Origin of the sequence: Desertimonas flava (assembly GCF_003426815.1) — a bacterium.
GTDB classification, from domain to species: domain Bacteria; phylum Actinomycetota; class Acidimicrobiia; order Acidimicrobiales; family Ilumatobacteraceae; genus Desertimonas; species Desertimonas flava.
The window spans coordinates 1-23,266 of the sequence record NZ_QKYK01000011.1; the positions used below are offsets into that span (position 1 = coordinate 1).

The window sequence follows — 23,266 nt, forward strand, 5'->3', positions numbered from 1 at the left end:
GCCGCGGTGGACGGAACGGTCGTCGCGGCGTCGCCGGTGACGCCGCGGCCGGGGCGGCCGCCGACGGCGACGGCGACGAGGCCGGCGGCGGTGAGCCCCCCGGCGCCGACGAGCAGCCGGCGCCGGGTGTACGTGGCCGCATCGTGGCGGCGGGCGCGCCGGAGCGGCGGCATCGCGCTCGGTTCGTCCGCCCAGTCCCAGTCGTGCTCGGCCACTCCACACTTGTAGAGGCTCGAGACCCCCGGATCGTGTCATTTCTCGCCAGATTTTTTCTGCCGCGGCCCGCAGCGGCACATCGCACCCACCGTTCCGGGGACTCGGCCTACGCTGACGGTTCGCGAAAGGAGCCGCTCATGCCTGCGAGTGACGAGGACATCGTGCGCCAGATCGGGGCGCTGGTCGACGAGGAGCACCGACTCAACAACCACCCCGGTGAGCCCCTCGGCGACGACGGCGCCGCCCGGCTGCGCGAGCTGGAGGTGCAGCTCGATCAGTGCTGGGACCTGCTCCGGCAGCGACGGGCCAAGCGCGAGTTCGGCGATGATCCGGGCGAGGCGCACGTGCGCCCGGCCGACGTCGTCGAGCGCTATCAGCAGTAGACGGCTCGCCGGCTACATCGGCGTAGCCGGCTCGCCGGCTACATCGGCTCAGGCGGCGGGTGTGGCCGGGGCGAGATGGAAGGCGCCGTCGTTCATCGTCAGGATGATCAGCTCGCCGTCGGGGGCGATGCCCCACCCGGTGACCGGCGCCGGCGACGCGATGCCGAGGCGCACCATCTGGTAGTCGGCGCCGATGGCGAAGAGCTGTCCCGTCATGTCGGCGAACACGTACGCCCCCACGAGCGCCGGGCTCGCCGCGCCGCGGTACACGCACCCGCCGATCACCGCAGGGCCGATGTCGCTGTGGTTGTACGCGAAGACCGGCGCCACCGCATCGGGGGGCACGGCATCGGGGTGGTTCACCTGGGTGCCCTCGACCGCCGGCCAGCCGTAGTTGGTACCGGACGTCCCGGCCGGGAGGTGGTCGACCTCCTCCATCGTGTTGTTGCCCACGTCGCCCCACCACAGGTCGCCCGTGGCGTTGTCACGGCAGAACCCCCACGGGTTGCGCAGCCCCTTGGCCCACATCTCGGGCGCCCGGCCCTCCTGACCGACGAAGGGATTGTCCGGCGGCACGGTGTAGCCCGGTCCGTCGGCGTTGGGGACGATGCGGATGATGCCGCCGAGCAGCTTGGAGTAGTCCTGGGCGTCGGCGCCGTTGCTGCCACCGCCGTCGCCGGAGGCGATGAAGAGCGTGCCGTCAGGGGTGAACGCCAGCCCGCCGCCCTTGTGTCCGAGCCCCGGCTGGTCGATCGCCAGCACCTCGCGTACCGACGCCGGATCGGGGCGCCCGGCGGCGTCGAGGGCATAGGAGACGACGTGGCTGTCGGGGTCGGGATCGTCGTCGGTGTAGTAGAGGAACATCCGTCCGTCGACCGGGTTGAAGGCGATGCCGAGCATGCCGCGCTCCGAGCCCGGTTGGTAGGCGGTGACGAGGCTGGACAGGTCGAGGACCTGTTCCGGCGCGGCGCCGTTGGCGACGCGAGAGACCTGGCCGCCCTGCGACGTGACGTAGATCGAGCCGTCGGCAGGCCGCGAGGCGAGCGCCGTCAGGAGCGGGACGTCGAACAGGTGACGCACCTCGAGCGCGGCCGACTCGATGGTCGCCGCCGGCGGCAGCGGTGCGACCGGTGTGGTGGTGGTCGTCGGCGCCGCCGTCGTGGCCGGTCCGACCGACGTGGTCGGCCCGCTCGCCGTGGTGGCGGCGCCGGCGTCGGGACCCGATCCGGGCGACGCCGCCGGCAGCGATCCCGGCAGCGACGTCGCGTTCTCGGCGGTTGCCGCCGCGCTGTCAGCCGGTCCTGCGTCGCCATCGTCACCACCGCAACCCGACGCGGTGAGCGAGGCGCCGGCGAGCAGCGCCGCCACCACACCCCTCCTGCGTGTTCCCATCCCGGCCACCGTACCGGCGGGGCGCCCGGGCATCGGGTCACTCCGGCCCGAGCCCTCAGCACCCTCTCAGCCGATCCTCAGGGGTCGTCTGTGTGACGGCCGATCGCGTCCCGGCGGGATCGGGCAGCACACAGACGCGAGCGCATCGTCTCGGCGACCCAATCAGCCCGCTCCTCGAGGTCGCTCCTCGTGTACTCGTAGACGCGAAAGCCCTCGTCGATGAGCTCGTTGCGGCGTTGGGCGTCACGCTGGCGCTCGGCATCGGAGGCATGCCCCCTGCGGCCGGTGACCTCGACGACCACACGAAGGTCGGAGTACACGAAGTCGACCCGGCCGACGAGCCCGTTCGGTCCGTGGACCCGGTGTTGGGTCGTCGGGCGGGGGAGCCGGTGCTGGCGCATCAGCCGCAGGAACGCCCGCTCCAGAGGCGATTCGCCGCCGGTATCGGGCAGCAGCCGATCGATCGCCGTGACGCCGTGACGGCCCCGGGCGCGCAGGCGGGCGAGTCGCTCGGCGATCACGCTGCGGGCGGACAGCCGGCGACGTATGGCCGAGTCGATCGCCGCCGCCAACCGCACCTGCGGAACACGCAGGGCGGCGAGATCGATGATCGTTCGCGTCGCCGAACTGCACCGCAAGCCGTCGACCGTGATGACGTCGTGGGGACCGACGTGCATGGTCGTGTGGACGCGGACCCCGTCGAGCGAGTGGTGCCGCCCCCGACGCACCGTGAACTCGCCCCGCCCGGGCAGGGCTCGGTCGCGGCCCAGCAAGGCCGCCGCCGCTTCGTGGCTCACCGAAACGGAAATGGTTCCTCTGCGTGACTGGAGATCCCACGTACCGACGCTCTGGCATCACACGGACGGGAGATCACGCGGTCGCGCGTGTGTTCGATATACGCTAGAGCGATGGCTGCTGGTCGCCGAGGCACGGTCACGTCGAACTTCGGAAGCGGCGCGCGCGAGAACCACGACGCCACGCCGTTCTACGAACGCTTCCGGGCGCCGGAACTGTCGGCCGACGACACGGTGCTGCCACCGGTGCCGGTGGCCGAGCCGTTCGTCCACGGCGACGCCCGCGACATGTCGACGGTTGCCGACGGGTCGGTGGCCCTGGTGGTGACGTCGCCGCCGTACTTCGCCGGCAAGCAGTACGAGGAGGAGCTCGAGCGCGAGGGTGTGCCGGCGTCCTATCTCGAGTACCTCGAGATGCTCACCGACGTGTTCCGCGATTGCGTCCGCACGTTGGAGCCGGGCGGCCGCATCGCGGTCAACGTCGCCAATCTCGGCCGCAAGCCCTACCGGAGCCTGTCGGCCGACGTCATCCGGATCCTCCAGCACGACCTCGGCCTCCTCCTGCGCGGCGAGCTGATCTGGCAGAAGGCCGAGGGGGCGACCGGTTCGTGCGCGTGGGGTTCGTTCCGCAGTCCCGCCAATCCCGTGCTGCGCGACATCACCGAGCGAGTCATCGTGGCCAGCAAGGGCCGCTTCGACCGCGCCCGGACGGCGCAGCAGCGAGCGGCCGAAGGACTCCCCCACGACAACACGATGCTCACCGAGGACTTCATGGCACTCACGCTCGACGTGTGGTCGATCCCGCCCGAGAGCGCCAAGCGGGTCGGCCACCCCGCGCCCTTCCCCGTCGAACTGCCCGAGCAGCTGATCCGCCTCTACACCTACGCGGACGACCTCGTGCTCGACCCGTTCATGGGCAGTGGCTCGACGCTTGTCGCCGCGGCGCGGCTGGGCCGTCGCTACGTGGGCTACGACCTCGATCCGTCCTACGTCGACATCGCCCGCCGCCGCGTGGCCGACGCCATCGAGGACACGTCGACCGCCGCGGACACCGCTGCTGCCGCGACCGACGCTGCGGTCGACGCCGGTACGGTCGCGGCCGACGGGCAGGGCGCCCGCAAGACAGCGGAGCGCCTCCTCACCGATGTCGGCTTCACCATCGTCGGATCGGCACGCCGCATCCGGGGCACCGGAGTGACCGTCGACGTCGTCGCCACCGATGCCTCGGGTGACAAGTGGTGGTTCGACGTCGCCGGATCGTTCCTGACGCGCCGCGGTGGCCTGCGGTCCACCGAGGTCGTGTGGCGCACGCTCGGCGAGGCGGCGGCGCTGCGTCGCGCCCGCGGCACCACACCGCTCGTCGTGTTGAGCAGCCACCTGCCGAAGCAGCCGAGCGATGCCGATGCCGCCCTTCGGGCAGCCGGCCCGGACACGATCTTCGACGCCGTGGCCTTCACGTCACGCGCCGACATCGACCGCCTGCGCCTGTACGCCAAGGGCGGCTACACCGCGACCCCGCAGCCCGGCTTCTGGCGCCCCGCCGACCTGCCCTGAGGCAGCCCGGCCGGGCCTCAGATCGCCGGCACCGGCTCGCGTTCGGCGACGTGCGCCGGGCGGGGAGCCTCGGTGCCGAACGGGGGGTCGAGGCGGTTCGAGCATGCGTTGTAGACGAGGAAGGCGTTGCAGCGGCCGTGCAGTGAGATGTTGTCGGGCGAGCCGTGCATCAGGTTGCACTCGAAGAAGGCCACCGATCCCGGTGCCCCGGTGAACATCGCCACCTCGCCGCTCGGTTGCAGCGCCTGCAGCGCGGCGAGGTCGGGAACGCCGTACTCCTGCTCGCGCAGCGAGGTCCGATAGTGATCCTCCGGAGTGTGCCCGGCGAACGACAGGTATCGGTGGTGCGAACCGGGCAGCATCAGCAATGGTCCGTTCCACGCAGTGTTGTCGGTCAGGGCGATCGACACGCTCACCGCGCGCATGGCGGGCATGCCGTCTTCGACGTGCCAGGTCTCGAAGTCGGAGTGCCACGGGAACGATCGTCCGGTGACCGCCGGCTTGAGGTTCACCCTGCTCTGGTGGATGTACACGTCGTCGTCGAGCAGCTGGCGAGCGACGCCGGCGAGCCGTTCGTCGGCGACGATCCGCTCGAACGTCGCACTCACCTTGTGCACCTCGAAGAGCGACCGTACGACCTCGGAACCGGGCTCGAGGACGAGCCGCTCGTTGGCGGCCAGTGCGGGATCGCGCCCGGCCGCCTCGGTGGCGGCGAGGCACTCGTCCACGGTGTCGTCGTCGAGCCAGCCGTCGAGCACGACGAAGCCGTCACGCTCGTAGGCGGCGAGTTGGTCGGCACCGAGGGGTCCGGGCGCATCCCTGCCGCCCCACAAGACGGGGTCGGCGCGGTCGACGATGGTTCCCTCGCGTCCGACGCGCGACGGGTAGCGGTCGGCGCTCATCGGCTCACCGGTTCCTCGACGATCAACGGGTAGGCCCCCGTCTCGTCGTGCACCTCCTTGCCGGTCACCGGAGGGTTGAAGACGCACACGCACCTGATGTCGGTGGTCGGCCGGACGATGTGGCGATCGTGGGCGTCGAGGGCGTACACCACACCCGGACGCAGCTGGTGGACGGTGCCGGTGGCGAGCTCGACGAGCTCACCTTCGCCGTCGATCACATAGACGGCCTCGAGATGATTCTGGTAGTGCATCGGAATCTCGGTGCCGGCGTAGAGCACGGTGTCGTGAACCGAGAAGCCCATCGCGTCTCGAGCGAGCAAAAGACGCCGCGATCGCCACGTGTCGGCGCGCACGTCCCGGTCGCTGCCGGCGATGTCGTCGAGCGTGCGAACGATCACGCCGCCACCACCTCGGTGATCGCGGCGGTGATGCGACCGAGCCCGTCGATCAACTGCTCCTCGCCGATCGTGAGCGGCGGCAGCAACTTCACCACCTCGTCGTCGGGTCCAGCCGTCTCCAGAAGCATCTGCCGTTCGAAGGCGGCCGAGCAGATGGCCGGCCCGAGCTTCGGCTCCGAGCACGAGATCCCCTGGATCAGGCCCCGGCCCCGCCGTTCGACGAACCGGTCGGGGTGCGCGTCGACGAGCCCGTCGAGGTGGGTCTCGACGACGTCGCCAAGGTGAGCCACACGCCGGGTCAGAGCGTCGTCGGACCACCAGTGGCGGAGGGCGGCCGCCGCCGTGACGAAGGCCAGGTTGTGCCCGCGGAACGTGCCGTTGTGCTCACCCGGCGCGAGGACGTCCCAGCGCGGATCGACGAGCACGATCGACAGTGGCACGCCGTAGGCGCTGAGCGACTTGGACAGGCAGATCATGTCCGGCTGATACGGCAGCTCCATCTTCTCGAACGAGAAGAACGGGCCGGTCCGCCCACAACCGACCTGGATGTCGTCGACGACGAGCAGCACCTCGTGCTCGTGACAGAGCTCGGACAAGCGGCGCATCCACTCCGCCGATGCGACGTTCACGCCACCCTCGGCCTGCACGGTCTCGACCACGATCGCAGCGGGAAGGTCGACACCGCTGCCGTTGTCGGCCAGCAACGACCCGAGCAGCTCGAGCGAGTCGAACCCGTCGCCGTAGGCGCCCTCGAACGGCATCTTGACCACGTGGTTGAGCGGCACGCCGGCGCCGGAGCGCTTGCCCCCGTTGCCGGTGAGCGCCAGGGCGCCCAGTGTCATGCCGTGGAAGGCGTTCGTGAAGCTGACGACGGTCTCCCGGCCGGTCGCCTTGCGGGCGATCTTCAACGCCGCCTCGATGGCGTTGGTTCCGGTGGGCCCGGGGAACACCACGCGGTAGTCGTGACCGCGCGGCCTGAGGATGAGGTCGTCGAGGGTGAGGAGGAAGTCCTCCTTGGCGGCCGTGGCCGTGTCGAGCGAATGCGTGACCCCGCGTCGCTCGATGTAGTCGACCAACGTGGCCGTCAGCTCCGGTGGGTTGTGGCCGTAGTTCAGCGCACCGGCGCCGGCGAAGAAGTCGAGGTATTCGCGACCTTCCGTGTCGACCTGGACGGCACCGGAGGCGGTCTCGAAGACGGTCGGCCAGCCGCGGCTGTAGGCACGTACCTCGGATTCGAGGCGGGCGAAGGTTTCCATGGTGGTGTCCTCTCCTGTGGGGTAGAGATCGTCGAGGGCGAGCGACGGCATCACATCGGACCGATGCGCACGCGCCGCTCCGGCTCGTGCGCCGCCGGGTCGGGAAAGTGTTCGCGTTCGAACAGCGGCTGCCAGTCGACGGGTGCGCCGCGGGCGGCGGCGAAGCGCTCGAACAGACGCGCCGAGGGCTCGTTGGTGGGCGTGACGGTCGCTTCGAGGAATCGCAGTGGCTGCAGTCGAGGACGGTCGACGAGATGGTCGAGCAGGCGCACGCCGAGCCGGTGCTGTCGATGCGCCGCGGCAACGGCGATCTGCCAGATGAACAGCGTGTCGGGGGCCGCCGGTGGGCAGAACCCGGTGACGAAGCCGGCGAGGTTGCCGACGTCACCACCGCTGCTCGCGCCCGGCAGGGCGACGGCGCACGTGTCGGCGAAGTGCTCGGCCAGCATCAGGTAGCTGTACGGCGAGTTCACGTCGAGACCCTCGTGGGCGACGCGCCACATCGCCGCGGCGTCGGTGAGGAAGGGCGGCCGCACGAGGACGGTCTGGTCGCGGGGCGCGTCAGGTGAGAGGCCCGGAGGGTGCTTCATCGGTCGCCAGTCAGTCGTTGCGCAGCACGGCCTGGAGGAACGCCTGGGTGCGCTCCTCCGTGGGGTCGGTGAACATCTCGTGGGGCGGGCGGTCCTCGACGATGCGGCCTTCGTCGAACATCACGACCCGGTCGGCGATCTCCTCGGCGAACCGCATCTCGTGGGTGACGAGGAGCATCGACATCGATGTGTGCTGGGCGAGATCACGAAGCACGGCGAGGACCTCGCCGACGAGCTCGGGATCGAGTGCCGACGTCACTTCGTCGAACAGCATCAGCCTCGGCTCCATCGCCAGGGCGCGGGCGATGGCCACGCGCTGCTTCTGACCGCCCGACAGCGACGCCGGGTGCACGTCGGCCTTGTCGGCGAGCCCGACACGGTCGAGCAGGTCCATCGCCAGGGCGTTGGCGTGATCCTTGTCGAGCCCGAGCACCTTGCGGGGCCCGAGCGTGACGTTCTGTCGCACGGTGCGGTGCGGGAAGAGATGGAAGTGCTGGAAGACCATCGACACGTTGCGCCGCACGCGCCTGATGTGGGACTCCTTGGCCGGCACCCAGCGGTCGACGCGCCGCTGGTGGTAGAGCTGCTCGCCGTGGATCGACACGAAGCCCTCCTCGGGCCGTTCGAGCGTCATGAGCACACGCAGGATCGTCGTCTTGCCCGACCCGCTCGGCCCGATGATCACCACCTTCTGGCCGGCTTTCACCGTGAGGTCGAGGTGGTCGAGCACGACGTTGTCACCGAACCGCTTGACCACCTGGGACATCTCGACGCAGACGTCGTTGTCGACGTCGTAGGGGTCGGGCAGCTTCCCTGCGGCGGCGGGCGTCCCGGCCGGACCACCCGGGTACGTCTCCCCTGGTGCCAGTTGCTCATGTGCGCTCATAGCCGTACCTCCGCTCGAGGTTGCGGGCGAGGATCGCCGCGGGGACGCTGACGGCGAGGAACAAGAGTCCCGCCATCGTGTAGGGCTCGAGGCCACGGAAGGTCCTTCCCGTGATCGACTGCGCTGTACCCAGCACACCGAACACCGTGATGGTCGAGGCCAGCGGGGCGTCCTTGAAGCTGGCGACGAGGTAGTTGCCGAGCGCCGGGAGCGACGTCGGAATCGCCTGCGGGAGGATGACCGATGTCCACTGTTGGCGCCGCGACAGGTTGATCGCCGTCGCGGCCTCCCACTGGCCGCGGGCGATCGATTCGATGCCGGCGCGGTACGCCTCCGAGGCGTAGCAGGCGTAGTGGATGCCGAGGCCCACGACACCGCACACGAACCCGCTCCAGCGGACGCCGTAGTTCGGCAACACATAGAAGATGACGAACAGTTGAATGAGCAACGGCGTGCTGCGGATGAACTCGACGACGAGACCCACCGGCCAGGAGATGATCTTCAGGCGAGTGCGCCGGGCGATGGCCAGGGCGAGTCCGAGCACGAGGGCGATCCCCATGCCGAGGACGGCGATCTGGACCGTGATCCACAGGCCTTCGAGCAGGTCGGGCAGGAGGGAGCGGGCGTAGGCCCAGTCCCACGTCGGTGGTTCCTCACGCTGGAGGGGAATCCGGTTCATTTCACGGCCTTCGCCATTCGTCCGGTGTCCAACCCTCGGCCGTAGTGGCGTTCGAGGAGTCGGGTGATGCCGGTGATCGCCAGAGAGATCACGAAGTAGAGCACCAGGGCGGCGGCAAAGATGTCGATGGTGTCGGCCTCACGCAGCTGGCGCATGTTCTGGGCCCGCTGCGTGATGTCGCGCAGCGACACGAGATACACGAGCGATGAGGCCTTCATGACCTCGATGACGAGGTTGCCGTACGGCGGCAGCATCGTCACCATCGCCTGTGGCAGGACGATCGACCACATCCGTTGCCGGCCCGACAGATTGATCGCGATGCCTGCCTCGGTCTGTCCCTTCGGGAGGGCCTGCAGAGCGCCGCGGACGAGTTCGGCCCCGTAGGCCGACAGGTTGAGCCCGAGGGCCAGGACGCCAGCCTGCAGCGAGGAGAGCTCGGGCCCGAACAATGGCAAGGCGAAGTACAGCCAGACGAGCAGGATGATTGCCGACACGCCGCGCACCACCTCGACGTAGACGCGCACCAGCCACCGCAGCGGAGCGACAGGCGACAGGCTGCCGATCCCGAGGAGGATCGCGGCGACGGTTCCCCACGCGACGGCGAGCGCGGTCACCTGGACGGTGACGAGCGCGCCTTCGGCGAGGACGCGGAATTGTTCGGCGTTCAGCATGGTCGTGTTGGATCGGGGCGAGCTGCCGAGCGGTCAGCGACGCTGTCCGCTCGGCAGTTCTCGGAGTCGAGCGGACGGCCGTCAGGCGGTCGTCGTCCCCGCCATCTCGTCGGCGGTGGCGCTGGCCGCGGTGTCGCCAGCGGTCGTACTGTCGTGGCTCATCTCGGTGCCATCGACGGCGGCGCTGTCATCGGTTTCGCCGCCGAGCAGCGATTCGAGCGTGACGTCGGCCGCGGCGTCGACCTCGGACGCGCTGAAGCCGAACTCCTCGATGAGCGCGAGGATCTCGCCGTCGGCCTTCATCTCGTTGAGCACATCGTTGAACTCGTCGCGGAAGTCCTCGTTCTCGTAGCGGAACGCGAACGCGCCGCAACCGAGCTGTTCTTCGCCGTCGATGACCGGGACGAATCCCTCGGTGGCCTCGAAACCGTCCAGGTCGGCCACCTGGGCGCGCACCGTGATGGCCGTCAACGCCACGGCGTCGACGCGGCCGGCGTCCAGGGCGTCGAAGAGGTCCGGCGTCGTCTGGAAGCCGCTGATCTGATCGTCGGCAACCCCCGCACCGATCGCATAGCCCTCCTCGACGGCACCGGCGAGCACCCCGAGCTGGGCGCCGCTGTCGATCACGCTGTCGAAGTCGTCGAGGTCGTCGGGATTGCCCTCGGGTACCGCGAAGGCGGTGGTCGCGCAGTAGTCGGGATCGGCGAACAGCACCTGTTCGGCACGCTCGGCGTTGATGAACATGCCGGCGGCGATGACGTCGACACGGCCGGCGTTGAGGCCGTTGATCAGGGCGCCGAAATCGATGACCTCGAAGTCGATCTCCTCGATGCCGAGCCGCGAGAAGACCTCGCGGGCGATCGCCGGGGCCTCGCCGGTGGCCTCGCCGTCCTCCTCGTAGCCGTACGGCCGCTCGTTGGCGATGCCGATCGTGATGCCCTCCTGGCGCGCCGTGGCGAGCAGCTCGCTCGGCTCACCCTCGGTCGCAGCCGTGCCGGTTGCCTCAGTGCGAGCGACGTCGGTGGCATCCGCCATGTCCGCGTCGCCACCGGCCTCGGTGTCGTCGGGCGGCGCGCTGGCGGCGGCCGATGCCGTGGTGACGGCGCCGGCGAGCGCGACCGCCGCCAATGCGGCAAAGGCGGATCGACGTCGACGTTGGGTGTGCAGGTGTCGGGCGAGGTGCATGTGATTGCTCCCGGTTGGCTTCGTGAGTCGTCACGACCGGCCAGACACCAGGCCGGAACATCCGCTTTCAAACACGGACACTCGACACGGCGGCGCCATACAACCAGTCATGGCACCGCGCCAAGAACCACCCCATAACAAGGTCGCACCCGACGCAGCGACTGGCACGCACCGTAACACCGCAAGCAGCGCAGGCAAAGCTCTCCCGATGATCGGACGTCTAGCAGGACCTTCGCGCATCGTGACCTGAACGACATGGAGGATTGAGCACGCTGCTGATCTGTGGATCGGACTGAATCATCCTGATCCACCCACTCAGATTTACTCGTGACGAACGTCCTGTGAACCACGCATCTGGGATGTGTGGCGCGCTCTCGGCTGCCGACTGGCGACGACCTCGACCGCTTCCGGATCGCGCGGTCGCGGACCCGTCGCGAACTGTTACGCCGGGGTCACGCGTCCGCGACGAACGGTCCGTAGGGTCCGCTCCACGATGAGTACCGCGGTGGCGATCACGCTGCGCAGGTGGTGCTGGCGTGGCGGCGACGGACGATGGACCCCTCTCGTGGGGTGGACGTTGCTGGCCGCGTCTACCACCGGCGCCGTGGCGTTGCGACGCCAGCTGCCCTGGATACCCGTCGCCTATCTGACCGTCGTCATCGGCGCCGGCACGGCGCTGTGGCGCTTCGCCCGCTGGCATTCGGCGTCGCGGCGATGGGTGCGCTGGCCCGGTCTGTCGCTGTGCGGGCTCGTCCTCGTCGCGATGTGCCCGATCCCGTGGCTGACCGCCAATCTGGCGCACCCGCCCGGATCGGCGTGGCGTCTCGACGGCAACCTGACCGTCGACGGCCACACCGTCGATCCGCCCGGCCGGTGGTACTGGCTCACGGTCGGCCGACCACCGCTGGTGGCCGAACTCGTGCTCGGCGAGCTGTTCTCCGACCACGCGCCCGCCAAGGATCTCCGGGACGGGTCGCACAAGAGGCGGCCCCGCTACAGCGAGCCGGCGGCCGCGGCCGTCGGCCTCCGCCAGGCCCACGCCGACGGAGCGATCGAGCGGGTCGGCGAGGTCGAGGCCGTCGTCGGAGGCCCGTGGGCAGACACGCCGATCGGACGGTGGTGGCGCGACCTCGGGCTCGGGCGGTCGCACGGGATGATGGTCGCGCTGGTCACCTACGCCGACGCCGAAGGAATCGATCTCGCCCACGGCCGAGCGATCGCCGGCACCGGCGGCATCAACGCCGACGGGACGGTGTCGACGATCAGCGGGCTCGTGGCGAAGGCGACCGCGGCGCGCCGGGTCGGCGCCGACGTGCTGCTCTATCCGGCCGCTCAGTCGGATGAGCTGTCGGGGTTCGCGGCCGGCACGATGCGACTCGTGCCGGTCCGCACCCTCGACGACGCGATCGCCGCCCTCCGGGCGTTGTAGCCGACCACGTCGCGCCGGCTACGCGGGCGACGAGCGGCGGGTCCGCTGGACGAGCACAGCGCCACTCAACGTCAGCAGCGCACCGATCGCCGTGACGACGGCGGGCGTCGTGCTCCCGGTGCGGGGAAGCTGCGTCGGGGTTCCACCCGCCGGTCCCAGCGGCCGCTGTGGTCGGCGCCGGGCCGCCGGTCGTGGTCGGCGCGTCGGTCTGACCCGGGGCACCGGTCGTGGTCGGCGCGTCGGTCTGACCCGGGGCACCGGACGTGGTCGGCGCGTCGGTCTGACCCGGGGCACCGGACGTGGTTGGGGCCACGGTGGTCGTCGACGCCACGGCTGGGCAGGCCGTGGCATCGAACGACCATGTGTCCTCGACGGCGACGACCGCACCGTCGGGGTCGTAGACCCGCAGGAACAGGAAGTAGCTGTCGGGGTCCTGGGGGTCCCAGCCGGGCCAGTCGATGGGCGCCAGGCTGACGGCGTGCGTCTGGGGCGACGACGTGGCCGTCACGCCTGCAGCCGGACCCTCGTAGTCCCCGGCCTCGCCGCCACCTTGGAGTTGGACCGTGAACGCGCCGGTACCCGACGTGGTGAACGTGACCGACACCGTGCATCCGGCCGTCGACACGTCGTTGAGCGTCGCACCGTACGTGTCGTCTGCCGTCACCTCGACGGTCGTCGAGAACGTGTTGGTGCCGTCGGAAATGGTGACCGTCCAGGTCCCCGGCCCACGGAAGGGGGTCATCGAGTCGCCGAGGGTGAGCGTGAAGTTGCCCTCGGGATCAGGGACGACGCCCATGTAGGGCGAGTGCGACCAGCCGTCGCCGAACGGGTCAGTGCCCGTGACGGTCAGCGGGGCCCCTGGCGTGAACTCGGACCCGGTGATCGTGACCGAGCCGCCGACGTCGATCGTGGCGGGCGTCGGGACGATGTCCGCGTGCACGGGCGCGACGCCCAGTAATCCCCCGCCCAATGCCGCAGCCACGGCAACGACGAGACTCAAGAAGAGGCGCTTCATCGCATGTTCCTTCTCTGTGCCACCCTGAACACCGCTCATACGGTGCGGGATGTGACGCTACGCATACATGACAAAATCGGGAAGACTCTGGGCGATATTTGGTTCAATCCATGAGTAAGTTCGCCCGAGTATTAGCCCGTTCTGCGCGGGGGCCACAGCCAGCCGTTGTTGTCGGTGCCGTATGGTCGGGTGGGTCCGGGTTGGCAGGTCTGTTGGCCGGAGCCGACGATCAATGCGGCGGCGCCGGTGGCGGTGACGCGTCCTTCGCTGTCGATCAGCCAGACCCCGTCACCGAACAACGGACGCACGGTCGTGTAGGCGACGCCGCTGCCGGCGGTGGCGGGCGCGGGGTTGGGGAACGACCACGGACCGATACCGATCGTGCACACCTGACGACGCTCGGCGGCCTGCAACGACCAGAACGGATCCCGCGGAGAGCCCGAAGGGTCGCGGATCTCGAAGTGCACGTGCGGCACCGAGAACTCCGAGTTCCCCGAATCACCCATGTAACCGATGATCTGACCGGCGCGGACCCGATCACCGGGCTGCAGACCGGGCGGGAACTGCCACACCCGGTCGGCCCGACCATCGTCGGAGCCCGGGTTGTCGTTGTTGGTGTGGAAGTAGTTGTAATGCCAGCCGTCATCGCCAGAGACCGTCACGCCGTACCCGGCGAGCTCGCTGCCCCGATACCCGACAGCACTGATCGTGCCGTCGACCGCGGCCAGCAACGGCTGCATCCGCACCCCGACCAAGTCGACACCCTCATGACGGCGCGAACAATCCACCTCACGACAATCGTTCCAACCCGGGTAATACGACACCGGACCCAACACCGGAAACGCAATCGAACGCATCGCCCCCGACCCATGCACACCAAGAGACGGCGGCGCCGCCCGCGGATCGCGACGCGCCATGTCCCCCGGCCCGTCCGACAACGTCGGCCCGTCGATCACCACCGGACCCGCCGCATCGTCCCCTACCCCAACGTCGACGTCGACGTCGACGTCGACGTCGACGTCAGCCGTCTCCCCGGCGGGGGCGTACACCCCGAGCCAACGCTCCACGAACAACTCCGTCGACAAACGATGCTCGGCGGGGAAGTCCTCCCACCACGCCGTGCCCTCAGCACGCTCCACGAACCACCGGCCAATGGCACCGACAAGATCACCGTCAGTGCCGACCAACAGCCGCTGCACATCGGCACGGGCCCTGGCATCCTGCACCGACGCCGGCGCGTCACCAGCCACGCCATAACCGGCATAGCCGGCCCACTGGTCGGCGCTATAGCCGTACGCACCCGACCGGCCATCGGCATCCGGGGCCACCGCGTAGTCACCACCCGACTCCAACTCGGCCAGCACGATGACGGCCCGTTCCAGATCGACCACCAACTCACCATCCACCACCATCTCGCCGACGGCGGCCGGCGGCGCCTCCGGCACCGTCGTCGCGGCGCTCGCCGCCCGGCGCGGCGACGTCAAACCCGACGGAGCCCACGCCGCCGTGCTGGCCGCCGGCACCCGACCCGGCACCGGCCAACCAGCACCACCAGGCCCCCCACCCCAACGGCCACCACCCGCGATCCACGTCGTGTTCCACGCAGGCAACGGCCCGAACACCTCCACCGGCAACAGCGTCGTCGTGGTCGTCGACGTCGTCGTGGTGGGGGCGATCGTCGTGGTCGAGCCGGCATCACTCGACGGAGGGGGCTCACTGCTGTCCACGGGGTCGGAGTCGACCGGGTCCGAGCCGACCGGATCCGAGTCCACGGGATCCGAGTCGGCCGGGCCCGAGCCGACCGGTTCCGAACCCACCGGGTCGGAACCAGAAGGGTCGCTCGACGGAGGCGCCGTCGAGGAGGTCGTCGTGGTCGTCGATGTCGGCGGTGCCGTCGTCGATGTCGTGGTGGTCATGGTGGTCGTCGTGGCCGTTGCCGTGGTCGGCGGCAGCGGCGGAGGCGTCGGGCTGCTGGCGACGACCGGACCGCCACCGGCCAGCCCGCATACGGCGAGCGCACCCACGAGCGCTCGCCGCAGCGGGGCGAACCAGCAGCGGTCGAGGCAAGTCATCGACCCGCCGATGAGTCGATGACGTCGATCGGTGTGCCGGCCGGCAGCTGCCGGAGCACCTCGAGGTCGTCGAGCTGAAGCCGGATACAACCATGGGAGACCCGAGCCCCGGTCTCACCGATCTCGTCGGCGGCACCGAGCGGACCATGGATCGCCGCGATCGCATCACCCGACGACTGAAAGTCCGAAATCGTCTCGGAATGCGACGACGTCACCACCACGAACGGACCCCACCCCGACGTCGTATCCGGCGGCTCCTGCATGAACGCCACGAAGAAGCTGCCCACCGTCGTCGGCGCATCCTCGGTACCGATCCCCGCCGGCGCATCGAGGATCTCCACCCCCGACTCGAACACCCGCAACCGCGTCGTCGCCACATCGATCTCCACCCGGAACGGCGTCGACGCCAACGTCACATCACCACGACGCACCCACGCCGTCGACCCGTTCGGCCGCTGCGCCAAACGCACCCGCAACCACCCCGGCACCTCATCGATCACCGGCAACACACTCGGCCGGTCATGCCACCTCGCCGGCACCACCCCCACCTCCTTGCCATCAGGCCCATCAAAGCTCGGCGTGTCCGCAACGAAACTCGCCACCAACGTCGGCGACGCATCGATCGCCTCCGACGACGACGGTGCCTGTGATGCGCTGTCGGGCGTCGTCGACGCCACCGACACCGTGACGAGATCATCCACCGGCACGGTCGGCGCGACCTCGTCAGGATCATCGCCCGGCCACAACACGACACTGGCCGTCACCGCCGCGACGAGGACCACGACAGCGGCGATGACGAACTTGATCGGTGACCGAGTCATGGCGGGGGTCCTCCTTCGAACGGGTTTGATCTCGAACCGGTGCGGTACGGCCCCACCGACAGGTGGGCGCCGACGGGGCCGTACTCGCTCTTGATGCCGCTAGCCGGTGACCGGGATGGGCCCGGGTGTGATCGGCGCGGGGGGTGCGGCAGGCGGTGGGATGCGCGTCACCGTGTTGCACTCCGGGTCGACCGTGTCGGGCGCACAGTTGGACAACACCGCCGACACCGTGTTGTGCAGCTCACCGGGACCTGTGACCACCTGGTGCACACGCACCGAATAGGTCATCGTCACCGTCTCGCCGACAGCGAGCGGCCCGGACCACGTGAGCGTCGGCGCCGTGAACGACAGGCTGCCGCTGCTGGCGGATGCCGTGTCGAGCCACGTGGCGTCGTCGAGTACGTCGGTCAGATCGTCGACGGCGACGGCGGGATCGGCCTCGGTGAAGTCGACGTTGCCCGAGTTCGTCACCGTGACCGTGTACGTCAGAGTGCCGTTGGGCTGCACCGTCGTCGCCGACACCACCTTGCTCACCGTCAGCTCCGGATCACCTGGTGTCTCGGCGCAGGCGTCGTCGGTCAGCTCGTCTCCGTTCGCACGTACCGTGGCCGTGTTGAGGAGGCCGGTGCCCGACTCCCCCGTGGTCAGCGTGCAGTCGCGGGCCTCGGCCGTCGCGTCGCCGGCCGCGTCGACCAGGACCACGGCGGTCACGAGGTACACGTGCTGGCTCCCTGCCGCGAGTTCCTCGGCCGTGACGACCACGATCTCGTCCTCGCCGTTCCACGAAGGGTCGGTGACGATGCCACCCGGCTCGGTGTTGGCGATCGCTGCCGACTCGACCGTGATGCCGTCCCCGAATCGGAACCGGTCATCGAGGTCGTAGCTGCCCGCACCGGTGCCGTCGTTGCTCACCGTGATCGAGTAGGAGATCTCGTAGCGGTTGTCGCCGAGGTCGGTCGGACCGGATGCGATGTCCTTGACGAGGGTGATCTCCGGCGAGGGGAACGGCGTGCACGTGTCGGCGTCCGCCTCCTCGTCGTTCACCGTCATCGTCGCCGTGTTGAACAGGCCGGTGCCGTCGTCCGTACCGAGCTCGCAATCGGAGTTCGCCGCCGTGACGAGGGCCGGATCGACGGACACCTCGACCGACACGACGTACGCGTGGACGGTCGGGGCATCGGGAGCACCCGCCGTGATCGGCTGGTCATCGACGATGACCAGTGTCGTCGTGTCCGCGTCCCACGTGCCGAGCGTCGGGATGCCACCGGGTTCGGAGTTGGTGACGGTCGGCGTGCCCTCGATCGTGACGGCGTTGCTGAAGCGGAAGTCGTCGACGAGGTCATATGTGCTGGCCGCGGCGCCGGCGTTGGTGACCTCGATGGTGAACTCGACGGAGTAGTTGCCGTTGCCGAGAAGTTCCGGTCCTGCCGTGATGGTCTTGGTGTGCAGCGGCTCGGAGATCGGCGGGCACGCGTCCCGGTCCGCCTCCTCTCCGTTGACGTCGAGCGTCGCCCTGTTGAACAGCCCGGTGCCGGTCTCGCTGTCGGCGAGCGCGCAGTCGGTGTCCTCGAACGTCACCGTCTCGGCGTCGACCGACACCTGGACCGTGACGACGTAGGCGTGGACCTCGGGAGCACCTGGGGCGCCGGCGGCGATCGGTTCGCCGTCGACGATCGCCAGCGTGGTGGCCGTCGGGTTCCACGAGCCGAGCGTGGCGATGCCACCGGGCACCGTGTTGACCACGGTCGGTGTGCCCTCGATCGTGACCGATTCGCCGAACTGGAAGTCGTCCACGAGGTCGTACTCGCTGTCCGCGGCGCCGGTGTTGGTGACCTCGATCGTGTACTCGACCTCGTAGAGGCCGTTCCCGATCGGGGTGGGGCCGCCGGTGACGGTCTTGGCGTGCAACGGCTCGGAGATCGGCGCGCACGCGTCGTCGTTCTCCACGTACCCGCCGAGCGTCAGGGTGGACTCGTTGAAGAGGCCGGTGCCGTCGTCGCCGCCCATCTCACAGTCGGTGTTCTCGAACGTCACCGTGTCGGCGTCGAGCGACACGACGGCAGTGACCACGTAGCTGTGCGTGGTCGGACCGTCGGCCGTGCCGGCGGGAATCGGCTGACCGTCCACGACGGCGAGTGTCGTCGCCGCCGGGTCCCAGGTACCGAGCGTGGCGATGTCGCCCGGCTCGGTATTGGTCACCGTCGGGGTGCCTTCGATCGTCACCGACTCGCCGAACATGAACTCGTCGGAGAGGTCGTACACGTCCGGGGCGGCCCCCATGCTGTGGACGTCGATCGTGTACTCGACCGTGTAGGTGCCGTCCCCGTTCGGGGTCGGTCCGGCGGTGAGCTCCTTGTCGTGCGTCGTGTACGGCAGCTCGGCGCAGGCCTCGGCCTCGAGGTCGACGTCCTCGACGGTGAGGGCCGCAGTGTTGAGCAGACCGGTGCCGGTCTCGCCGCCCTCCAGGGCGCAGTCGGTGCTCTCGAACGTGGCCGTCGCCTCGTCGAGAGTCACGTTGGACGTCACCGTGTACACGTGGGTGACGCCGTCGGCGATCGGTACGTCGTCGGCGATCGTGAGCGTCGTCGTCGCCGCGTCGTACGTGTTGACGAGCGTGATCGATCCGTCGCCGGGGTCGACGTTCGCCGCCACCGGGTCGCCGTTCAACGTGACGCCGTCGCCGTACTGCAGCGTGTCGGACAGGTCGTAGCCCGGACCGCTGCCCGTGCGGGTGTTGCTGATCGTGAACACGACGTCGAACGTGCCGTCGTCATTGCGTACCAGCGAGTCGAGCTCTTTGACCAGCACGTCCTCGTACAGCTCGATCAGCGCCGAGGTACGCATCACGAGCACCGTGTTCTCGGAACGGGCCTGGGCCCGGTTGACGTACACGTCGCCGGGTTCGGCGCCGGACGTCTCGAGCTCGAGCTGGAACTCGAACGTCGCGCCGGGGGCCAGTTCCGGGCCGATCACGCGGATCGCCGTCACGTCGCCGAGGTCGGCCGGCGGCGTGGTGGTCCAGCCGACGGTGTTGCCGGCCGGATCGCCGGCGGCGCCGTTGCTCGCGTCGGCCGGGTCGTCGCTCAGCGTGGTCGGATCGGCGGTCGCGTAGTACACGGTCCCGCCGTCGGGCGTGGCGACCTCGCCGAGGGCGTGGTCACCGCTGAACTGCGTCCCACGGCCGTCACCGTTGTACGGGAGGATGTCGATCGTGTCGGTGAACGCCTGCGCGACCGGATCGAACGACGAGATCGTGACCGTCCACGGCAGCGTCACGGCCCCGGTCTCGTCGGTGATCTGGACCTGCTCGTCCGTCGCCGTCTTGACGATGGCCGTGCGCCCGTTCGTCGAGGTGGTCACGGTTGCGGTCGTCGGACGGGTGGATTGGTCGTCGACGCTGGCGACGGCGGAGTTCGTCAGCCGTGTCCCGCCGGCGACGTCGGCGTCGGGCCCGGCTTGGTAGGTCAGCGTCTGCAGAGTGTTCGTCGGGACCCCGTCGAGGTTCCACGTGAGCACCTGCTGGCCGTCGGGGTTCGTCGCCACGCTGGTCGGCGCAGGTGTGGCCGAGCCGTCGACATAGGTCATGCCTTCGGGCAGGGTGTCGACGATCTCGAAGTCGTCCACGGTCGGCGCGATCGCTCCCGTTCCGTTGGCCGCGTAGGTGAGCGTGAACGTCGCCGGCTGCCCGGGCAGCACCGTCGGACGATCGACCGACTTCTCGATGGACGGAGTCACGCCGACCACGTAGAGCACGTCGCGGCCGCTACCGATGTAGGGGTAGCGCATGCCGGGCGTGCGCGGTCCGCCGCCGTCGGTCGGGCTGAGCGTGCGGCTCGGCCGCTGCCACACCCCGTCGATCGCCAACTCGCCGAACTGCCAGACGTCCTGGCCGACGGGGGCGTCGTCGTTCAACGTCGCCCGCACGTTCAACAGACCGAGGGGTAGGCCGCTGATGGAGGAATGCGGGTAGGAGGCCCGAACTGCCTTGACGGTGGACAGGTCGGCCGGCAGCGTCGTCGTCCAGCCACCGGGATCGGTCGCGCAGGTGAACGCGTTCGGGTCGTACCCGGCGCTCCCCGGATCGACCGTGGCGGCGCCACCGACGTAGTACTCGATCGTCGCGTCGGGGATCGGCGTGCCGCCCCACCTGCCCCGCAGATAGTGCTCCTGGTACGTGACCCACCTGGTGTCCATGATGATGCACTGGGAGATGATGTCGGTCGGGTCGCGCGGCTCGGTGCCGAGCTGGTGAACGTTGACCATGTCCACCGGTGCTCCGGCTGACACGTAGAGCTGGTTGCTCCACCACGATGGCGCCGAGACGCCCATGGTCTCGGGGCGCCAGGCGTTCGACCACCCGCCCCGCGTGATGGTCTTGTCGGAGCGGTTGTTGTCAGGGTCGTCGCTCGCCGTGGCGCCCGACACCGACGTGTACGTCGGTGCGTTCGAGACCAGCGTGATGCTGTTGTTCGCTGCGGACTGGATGCGGAACCAGACCGAACCGCTGGCGATTGCCGACCGATCGACCGGCAGGAGCTGATCGGCGGAGTCGGTGGTCGGTACCTGGGCCAACGAGTAGTCGATACCGGTGAGCGTGAGCTCGAACGTGTCGGCGTCGATCTGCGTCAGTGTGCACGAATCGACGAACGGAGCCATCTGCTCGGTCGGGTGCGTACCACCCGACCAGGGATGGCCGCCAGCGGGTCCATCCGTGAACGGCGTGCATGCGTTGGGGCCGACGACGAGGCCGGCCGCGATCCCGTCGGTCACGGTGAGCTCGTAGGTCACCGAGTCCGGACCGGCCTCGCTGAAGTCTTGGAGGAAGAGCGTCCACTCGAGGTCGACATCGACGTAGCCCGTGCCGTACTCCCGGAAGTTGGTCGCGCCCTGCCAGGCGATGTCCATGCCGAACGTGTTGACGATCGGGATCGGGTCGGGCGTGACGGTCTGGCCGGCGATGGAACCTTCGATCGACAGCTCGCTGCCGGTCGGGCCGTTGGCCGTCACGGGCGTCTGCACGGCCACCGCCGAGCCGGCGTTCACCGTGCCGAAGTTGCACGTCAGCGTCAACCCGTCGGTGGAGATGCTCGACGCCGGAGTGACGCCGGTGGTGAGGCAGGCGTCGGGGATGCCCTCGAACCGGCCGTTGCCCACGGTGAACGTGGCGGTCACGTCGTCCACCGGGTCGTTGCCCGGCGGATCGGCGCTGTCATTGACGTTGACGTACCACTGGGCCACCACCGGGTCGCCGCTGGCCACCTCGGCCGGCGGCGTGATCCAGTCGCCGGCGATCTCGTACTCGGGAGGCCCGGCCAGCGCCAACGGCGCGAAGAGGCCGTCGTCCGCCGCCGGCGGCACGTCCTCGGTCGTCGCGGGCACGTCCTCGGTCGTCGCGGGCACGTCCTCGGTCGTCGTGGGCACGTCCTCGGTCGTGGTGGGGGGCACGTCCTCGGTCGTGGTGGGGGGCACGTCCGCTGTCGTCGCGGGCACGTCCTCGGTCGCCGGTCCGAAGGTCACCTCGGACTCGCCAGGGGCGTGGAGCCCGATCGTCTCGACGTTGTCGGGTCCGAGCGCATAGGTGCCTTCGTCGTCGGCGACGACGGCGACCGTGAACGTCGCCGACGTCGCACCGGCGACCAGCTCACCGTGGGCCTCGACGATGTTGGAACCGACCTCGGCCGTCACGGCGATGCCGTCGGTTCCGGCGACCGGCTCGGCCACCGTGAGACCCGCGGGCAGCGTGGCCGTGAACGACCAGCCCGACTTGGAGCCCAGCTCCGTCGTATTGGTCACGGTGAAGGTCAGCGGCACGACATCGCCCGCCGCGGCATCGTCGGAAGCGCCGAGCTCGAGATCGAGCTGGGGTGTCACGTCGACCAGCCGGAGATTGTCGAGGGCGCCGACACCGGCGCCGCCGGGGCTGGCGCTCACCACGATCTGGAGCGAACCGCCGGGCGCCATCACCGCCACGTCGCCGAGCGCTGTTCCGACGGCGATGTCTCCCGCCACGACGGCGGGGCGGGCGCAGACGTCGACCGCGGTCGACGACGCGGGCAGTTGCGTGCCGTCGGCCACGAGCGACAGGTCGAATCGGGGCGCACCGGCACAGTTCGCCGACGCGAAGTCCGCGGCGACGGTGTAGTAGTGGCCGGGTTCGACACTGACCGGAGCCGTCGCGACGACGGCGCTGCCGGCGCCACCCGGAACCGGTGTGACGACGTGGTTGCCCTGCGACTGCGTCACCCCACCCCATTGACCGAGCACGTCGGCCAGAGTGCGCACGACGTTCCACTCCTCGGCGGTGCCGGGCCACCCGTTCGGAGCGATCGCGTCACCGTAGGAGGCGACGATTCCGCTGGCACTCACCGGCTGGCCCACCTCGAAGTCGTCGGCGAAGACCAGGACAGGGGGTTGCGGTGTTCCGGGCAGACCCGGCACCGATGCGGCACCGAAGGCCACGTCACTGGCCGGCACCCCGGAGACGAGCGGTGCGTCGGCCGGCGAGGCGATCGTCGTGGCCGGCGGCGTCGAATCGACCGGTTCGGACGGAGGCGCGGAAGCGTCGGTGGTGGGCGCCGGGTCCGTCCCAGTCGATGTCGGCGGAAGCGATGACGGCGGCGACGTGGTCGTCGCGGCGGCCGCGGTCGTTGCGGGTGGCGATTCGGTGTTCGGTGGCGTCGGCGCCGGCTCGGTTGGTGTCGTCGCCGGCTCGGTTGGTGTCGTGGCCGGCTCGGTGGCTGGTGGCTCCGGCGGCGGGGTCGAGGCGTCGGCGACACTCATCGGGACGACCAGCCCGGACAGCAACGTGGTCGTCACGAGCAGGACGTTGACGGCCCAACGGTGGCGTCGAGAGCGGTGGTTGCCGAGTCGCGATGAGGGCGCGTTCGTTGCTCTCGTGTGAGCCAAACCTCGAGCGTTCTCCACTGTGCACCACCTTCTCTCCACCCACGAACCAACTGATTCGCAGGACCCATCACCGGAATTCATGACTAACGACAGGGTCGGGTGGCCGGCGATGACGAA

At 69.6% G+C, this 23,266-nt stretch carries 20 protein-coding genes; 5 read left to right on the top strand and 15 right to left on the bottom strand.

Features of this window, described 5'->3' with window-relative positions; genetic code table 11:
- Positions 1-215 (bottom strand): hypothetical protein (locus DN771_RS14080; RefSeq protein ID WP_205528588.1); only part of this gene is annotated, 215 nt, incomplete at its 3' end.
- A gap of 138 nt (positions 216-353) precedes the next feature.
- Here DN771_RS14080 and DN771_RS14085 point away from each other — a divergent pair.
- Positions 354-599, top strand: a complete 246-nt coding sequence (locus DN771_RS14085; RefSeq protein ID WP_116998186.1) for a DUF2630 family protein — start codon at positions 354-356, stop codon at positions 597-599.
- Positions 600-647: 48 nt separating this feature from the next.
- Here DN771_RS14085 and DN771_RS14090 read toward each other — a convergent pair whose 3' ends face one another.
- Positions 648-1,991 (bottom strand): PQQ-dependent sugar dehydrogenase, encoded by a 1,344-nt coding sequence (locus DN771_RS14090; RefSeq protein ID WP_162941936.1) that lies wholly within the window; start codon positions 1,989-1,991, stop codon positions 648-650.
- A 77-nt stretch (positions 1,992-2,068) separates the two neighbouring features.
- Complete coding sequence (locus tag DN771_RS14095) at positions 2,069-2,788, bottom strand: DUF559 domain-containing protein (RefSeq protein WP_116998188.1); 720 nt, start codon at positions 2,786-2,788, stop codon at positions 2,069-2,071.
- Between the two features lie 111 nt (positions 2,789-2,899).
- Between DN771_RS14095 and DN771_RS14100 the strand changes: the two genes are divergently transcribed.
- Positions 2,900-4,339: a DNA-methyltransferase gene (locus tag DN771_RS14100; RefSeq protein ID WP_116998189.1), complete on the top strand. Its 1,440-nt coding sequence runs from the start codon at positions 2,900-2,902 to the stop codon at positions 4,337-4,339.
- A 17-nt stretch (positions 4,340-4,356) separates the two neighbouring features.
- Here DN771_RS14100 and thpD read toward each other — a convergent pair whose 3' ends face one another.
- The 8 genes from thpD to ehuB all read right to left on the bottom strand — a co-directional run bounded on the left by thpD (position 4,357) and on the right by ehuB (position 10,906).
- Positions 4,357-5,241, bottom strand: a complete 885-nt coding sequence (thpD, locus tag DN771_RS14105) for an ectoine hydroxylase (RefSeq protein WP_116998190.1) — start codon at positions 5,239-5,241, stop codon at positions 4,357-4,359.
- The gene (locus tag DN771_RS14110; protein ID WP_116998191.1) at positions 5,238-5,639 is read right to left on the bottom strand and encodes an ectoine synthase; all 402 of its coding nucleotides are present in this window, start codon (positions 5,637-5,639) and stop codon (positions 5,238-5,240) included. Before DN771_RS14110 ends, thpD begins: the two co-directional genes overlap by 4 nt.
- On the bottom strand, positions 5,636-6,895 hold the full coding sequence (gene ectB / locus DN771_RS14115) for a diaminobutyrate--2-oxoglutarate transaminase (RefSeq protein ID WP_116998322.1): 1,260 nt from the start codon (positions 6,893-6,895) through the stop codon (positions 5,636-5,638). The genes DN771_RS14110 and ectB overlap by 4 nt, the downstream gene beginning before the upstream one ends.
- A 50-nt stretch (positions 6,896-6,945) precedes the next feature.
- Positions 6,946-7,485 (bottom strand): diaminobutyrate acetyltransferase, encoded by a 540-nt coding sequence (ectA, locus tag DN771_RS14120; protein ID WP_116998192.1) that lies wholly within the window; start codon positions 7,483-7,485, stop codon positions 6,946-6,948.
- A 10-nt stretch (positions 7,486-7,495) separates the two neighbouring features.
- Entirely contained in the window at positions 7,496-8,371 is an 876-nt protein-coding gene (ehuA, locus tag DN771_RS14125) for an ectoine/hydroxyectoine ABC transporter ATP-binding protein EhuA (protein WP_116998193.1), read from the bottom strand.
- On the bottom strand, positions 8,358-9,050 hold the full coding sequence (gene ehuD / locus DN771_RS14130; RefSeq protein ID WP_116998194.1) for an ectoine/hydroxyectoine ABC transporter permease subunit EhuD: 693 nt from the start codon (positions 9,048-9,050) through the stop codon (positions 8,358-8,360). The genes ehuA and ehuD overlap by 14 nt, the downstream gene beginning before the upstream one ends.
- Positions 9,047-9,721 (bottom strand): ectoine/hydroxyectoine ABC transporter permease subunit EhuC, encoded by a 675-nt coding sequence (ehuC, locus tag DN771_RS14135; protein WP_116998195.1) that lies wholly within the window; start codon positions 9,719-9,721, stop codon positions 9,047-9,049. The genes ehuD and ehuC overlap by 4 nt, the downstream gene beginning before the upstream one ends.
- Positions 9,722-9,802: 81 nt before the next feature.
- Positions 9,803-10,906 carry an ectoine/hydroxyectoine ABC transporter substrate-binding protein EhuB gene (ehuB, locus tag DN771_RS14140; protein WP_116998196.1) on the bottom strand — a complete coding sequence of 368 codons (1,104 nt, stop codon included), beginning with the start codon at positions 10,904-10,906 and terminating at the stop codon, positions 9,803-9,805.
- Positions 10,907-11,399: 493 nt separating this feature from the next.
- Between ehuB and DN771_RS14145 the strand changes: the two genes are divergently transcribed.
- Positions 11,400-12,335, top strand: a complete 936-nt coding sequence (locus tag DN771_RS14145) for a hypothetical protein (protein WP_162941937.1) — start codon at positions 11,400-11,402, stop codon at positions 12,333-12,335.
- 18 nt (positions 12,336-12,353) lie between these two features.
- Here the strand turns inward: DN771_RS14145 and DN771_RS30885 are convergent, their stop codons facing one another.
- Positions 12,354-12,686 carry an LPXTG cell wall anchor domain-containing protein gene (locus DN771_RS30885; protein WP_227462351.1) on the bottom strand — a complete coding sequence of 111 codons (333 nt, stop codon included), beginning with the start codon at positions 12,684-12,686 and terminating at the stop codon, positions 12,354-12,356.
- A gap of 212 nt (positions 12,687-12,898) precedes the next feature.
- Here DN771_RS30885 and DN771_RS14155 point away from each other — a divergent pair, with 212 nt between their 5' ends.
- Positions 12,899-13,135, top strand: a complete 237-nt coding sequence (locus DN771_RS14155) for a hypothetical protein (RefSeq protein WP_116998199.1) — start codon at positions 12,899-12,901, stop codon at positions 13,133-13,135.
- 346 nt (positions 13,136-13,481) lie between these two features.
- Here the strand turns inward: DN771_RS14155 and DN771_RS14160 are convergent, their stop codons facing one another.
- Positions 13,482-14,741: a M23 family metallopeptidase gene (locus DN771_RS14160; RefSeq protein ID WP_162941939.1), complete on the bottom strand. Its 1,260-nt coding sequence runs from the start codon at positions 14,739-14,741 to the stop codon at positions 13,482-13,484.
- On the opposite strand from DN771_RS14160, the gene DN771_RS14165 reads away from it, so the two are divergent.
- Positions 14,716-15,444 carry a hypothetical protein gene (locus DN771_RS14165; protein ID WP_162941940.1) on the top strand — a complete coding sequence of 243 codons (729 nt, stop codon included), beginning with the start codon at positions 14,716-14,718 and terminating at the stop codon, positions 15,442-15,444. The two genes, DN771_RS14160 and DN771_RS14165, sit on opposite strands and share 26 nt — an antisense overlap.
- On the opposite strand, the gene DN771_RS14170 is transcribed toward DN771_RS14165, so the two are convergent.
- Both DN771_RS14170 and DN771_RS14175 read right to left on the bottom strand, forming a co-directional pair.
- Positions 15,419-16,243 carry a L,D-transpeptidase gene (locus DN771_RS14170; RefSeq protein WP_116998202.1) on the bottom strand — a complete coding sequence of 275 codons (825 nt, stop codon included), beginning with the start codon at positions 16,241-16,243 and terminating at the stop codon, positions 15,419-15,421. The two genes, DN771_RS14165 and DN771_RS14170, sit on opposite strands and share 26 nt — an antisense overlap.
- 99 nt (positions 16,244-16,342) lie before the next feature.
- Positions 16,343-23,059: a DUF7927 domain-containing protein gene (locus DN771_RS14175; protein ID WP_162941941.1), complete on the bottom strand. Its 6,717-nt coding sequence runs from the start codon at positions 23,057-23,059 to the stop codon at positions 16,343-16,345.
- Between the last annotated feature and the right edge of the window lie 207 nt (positions 23,060-23,266).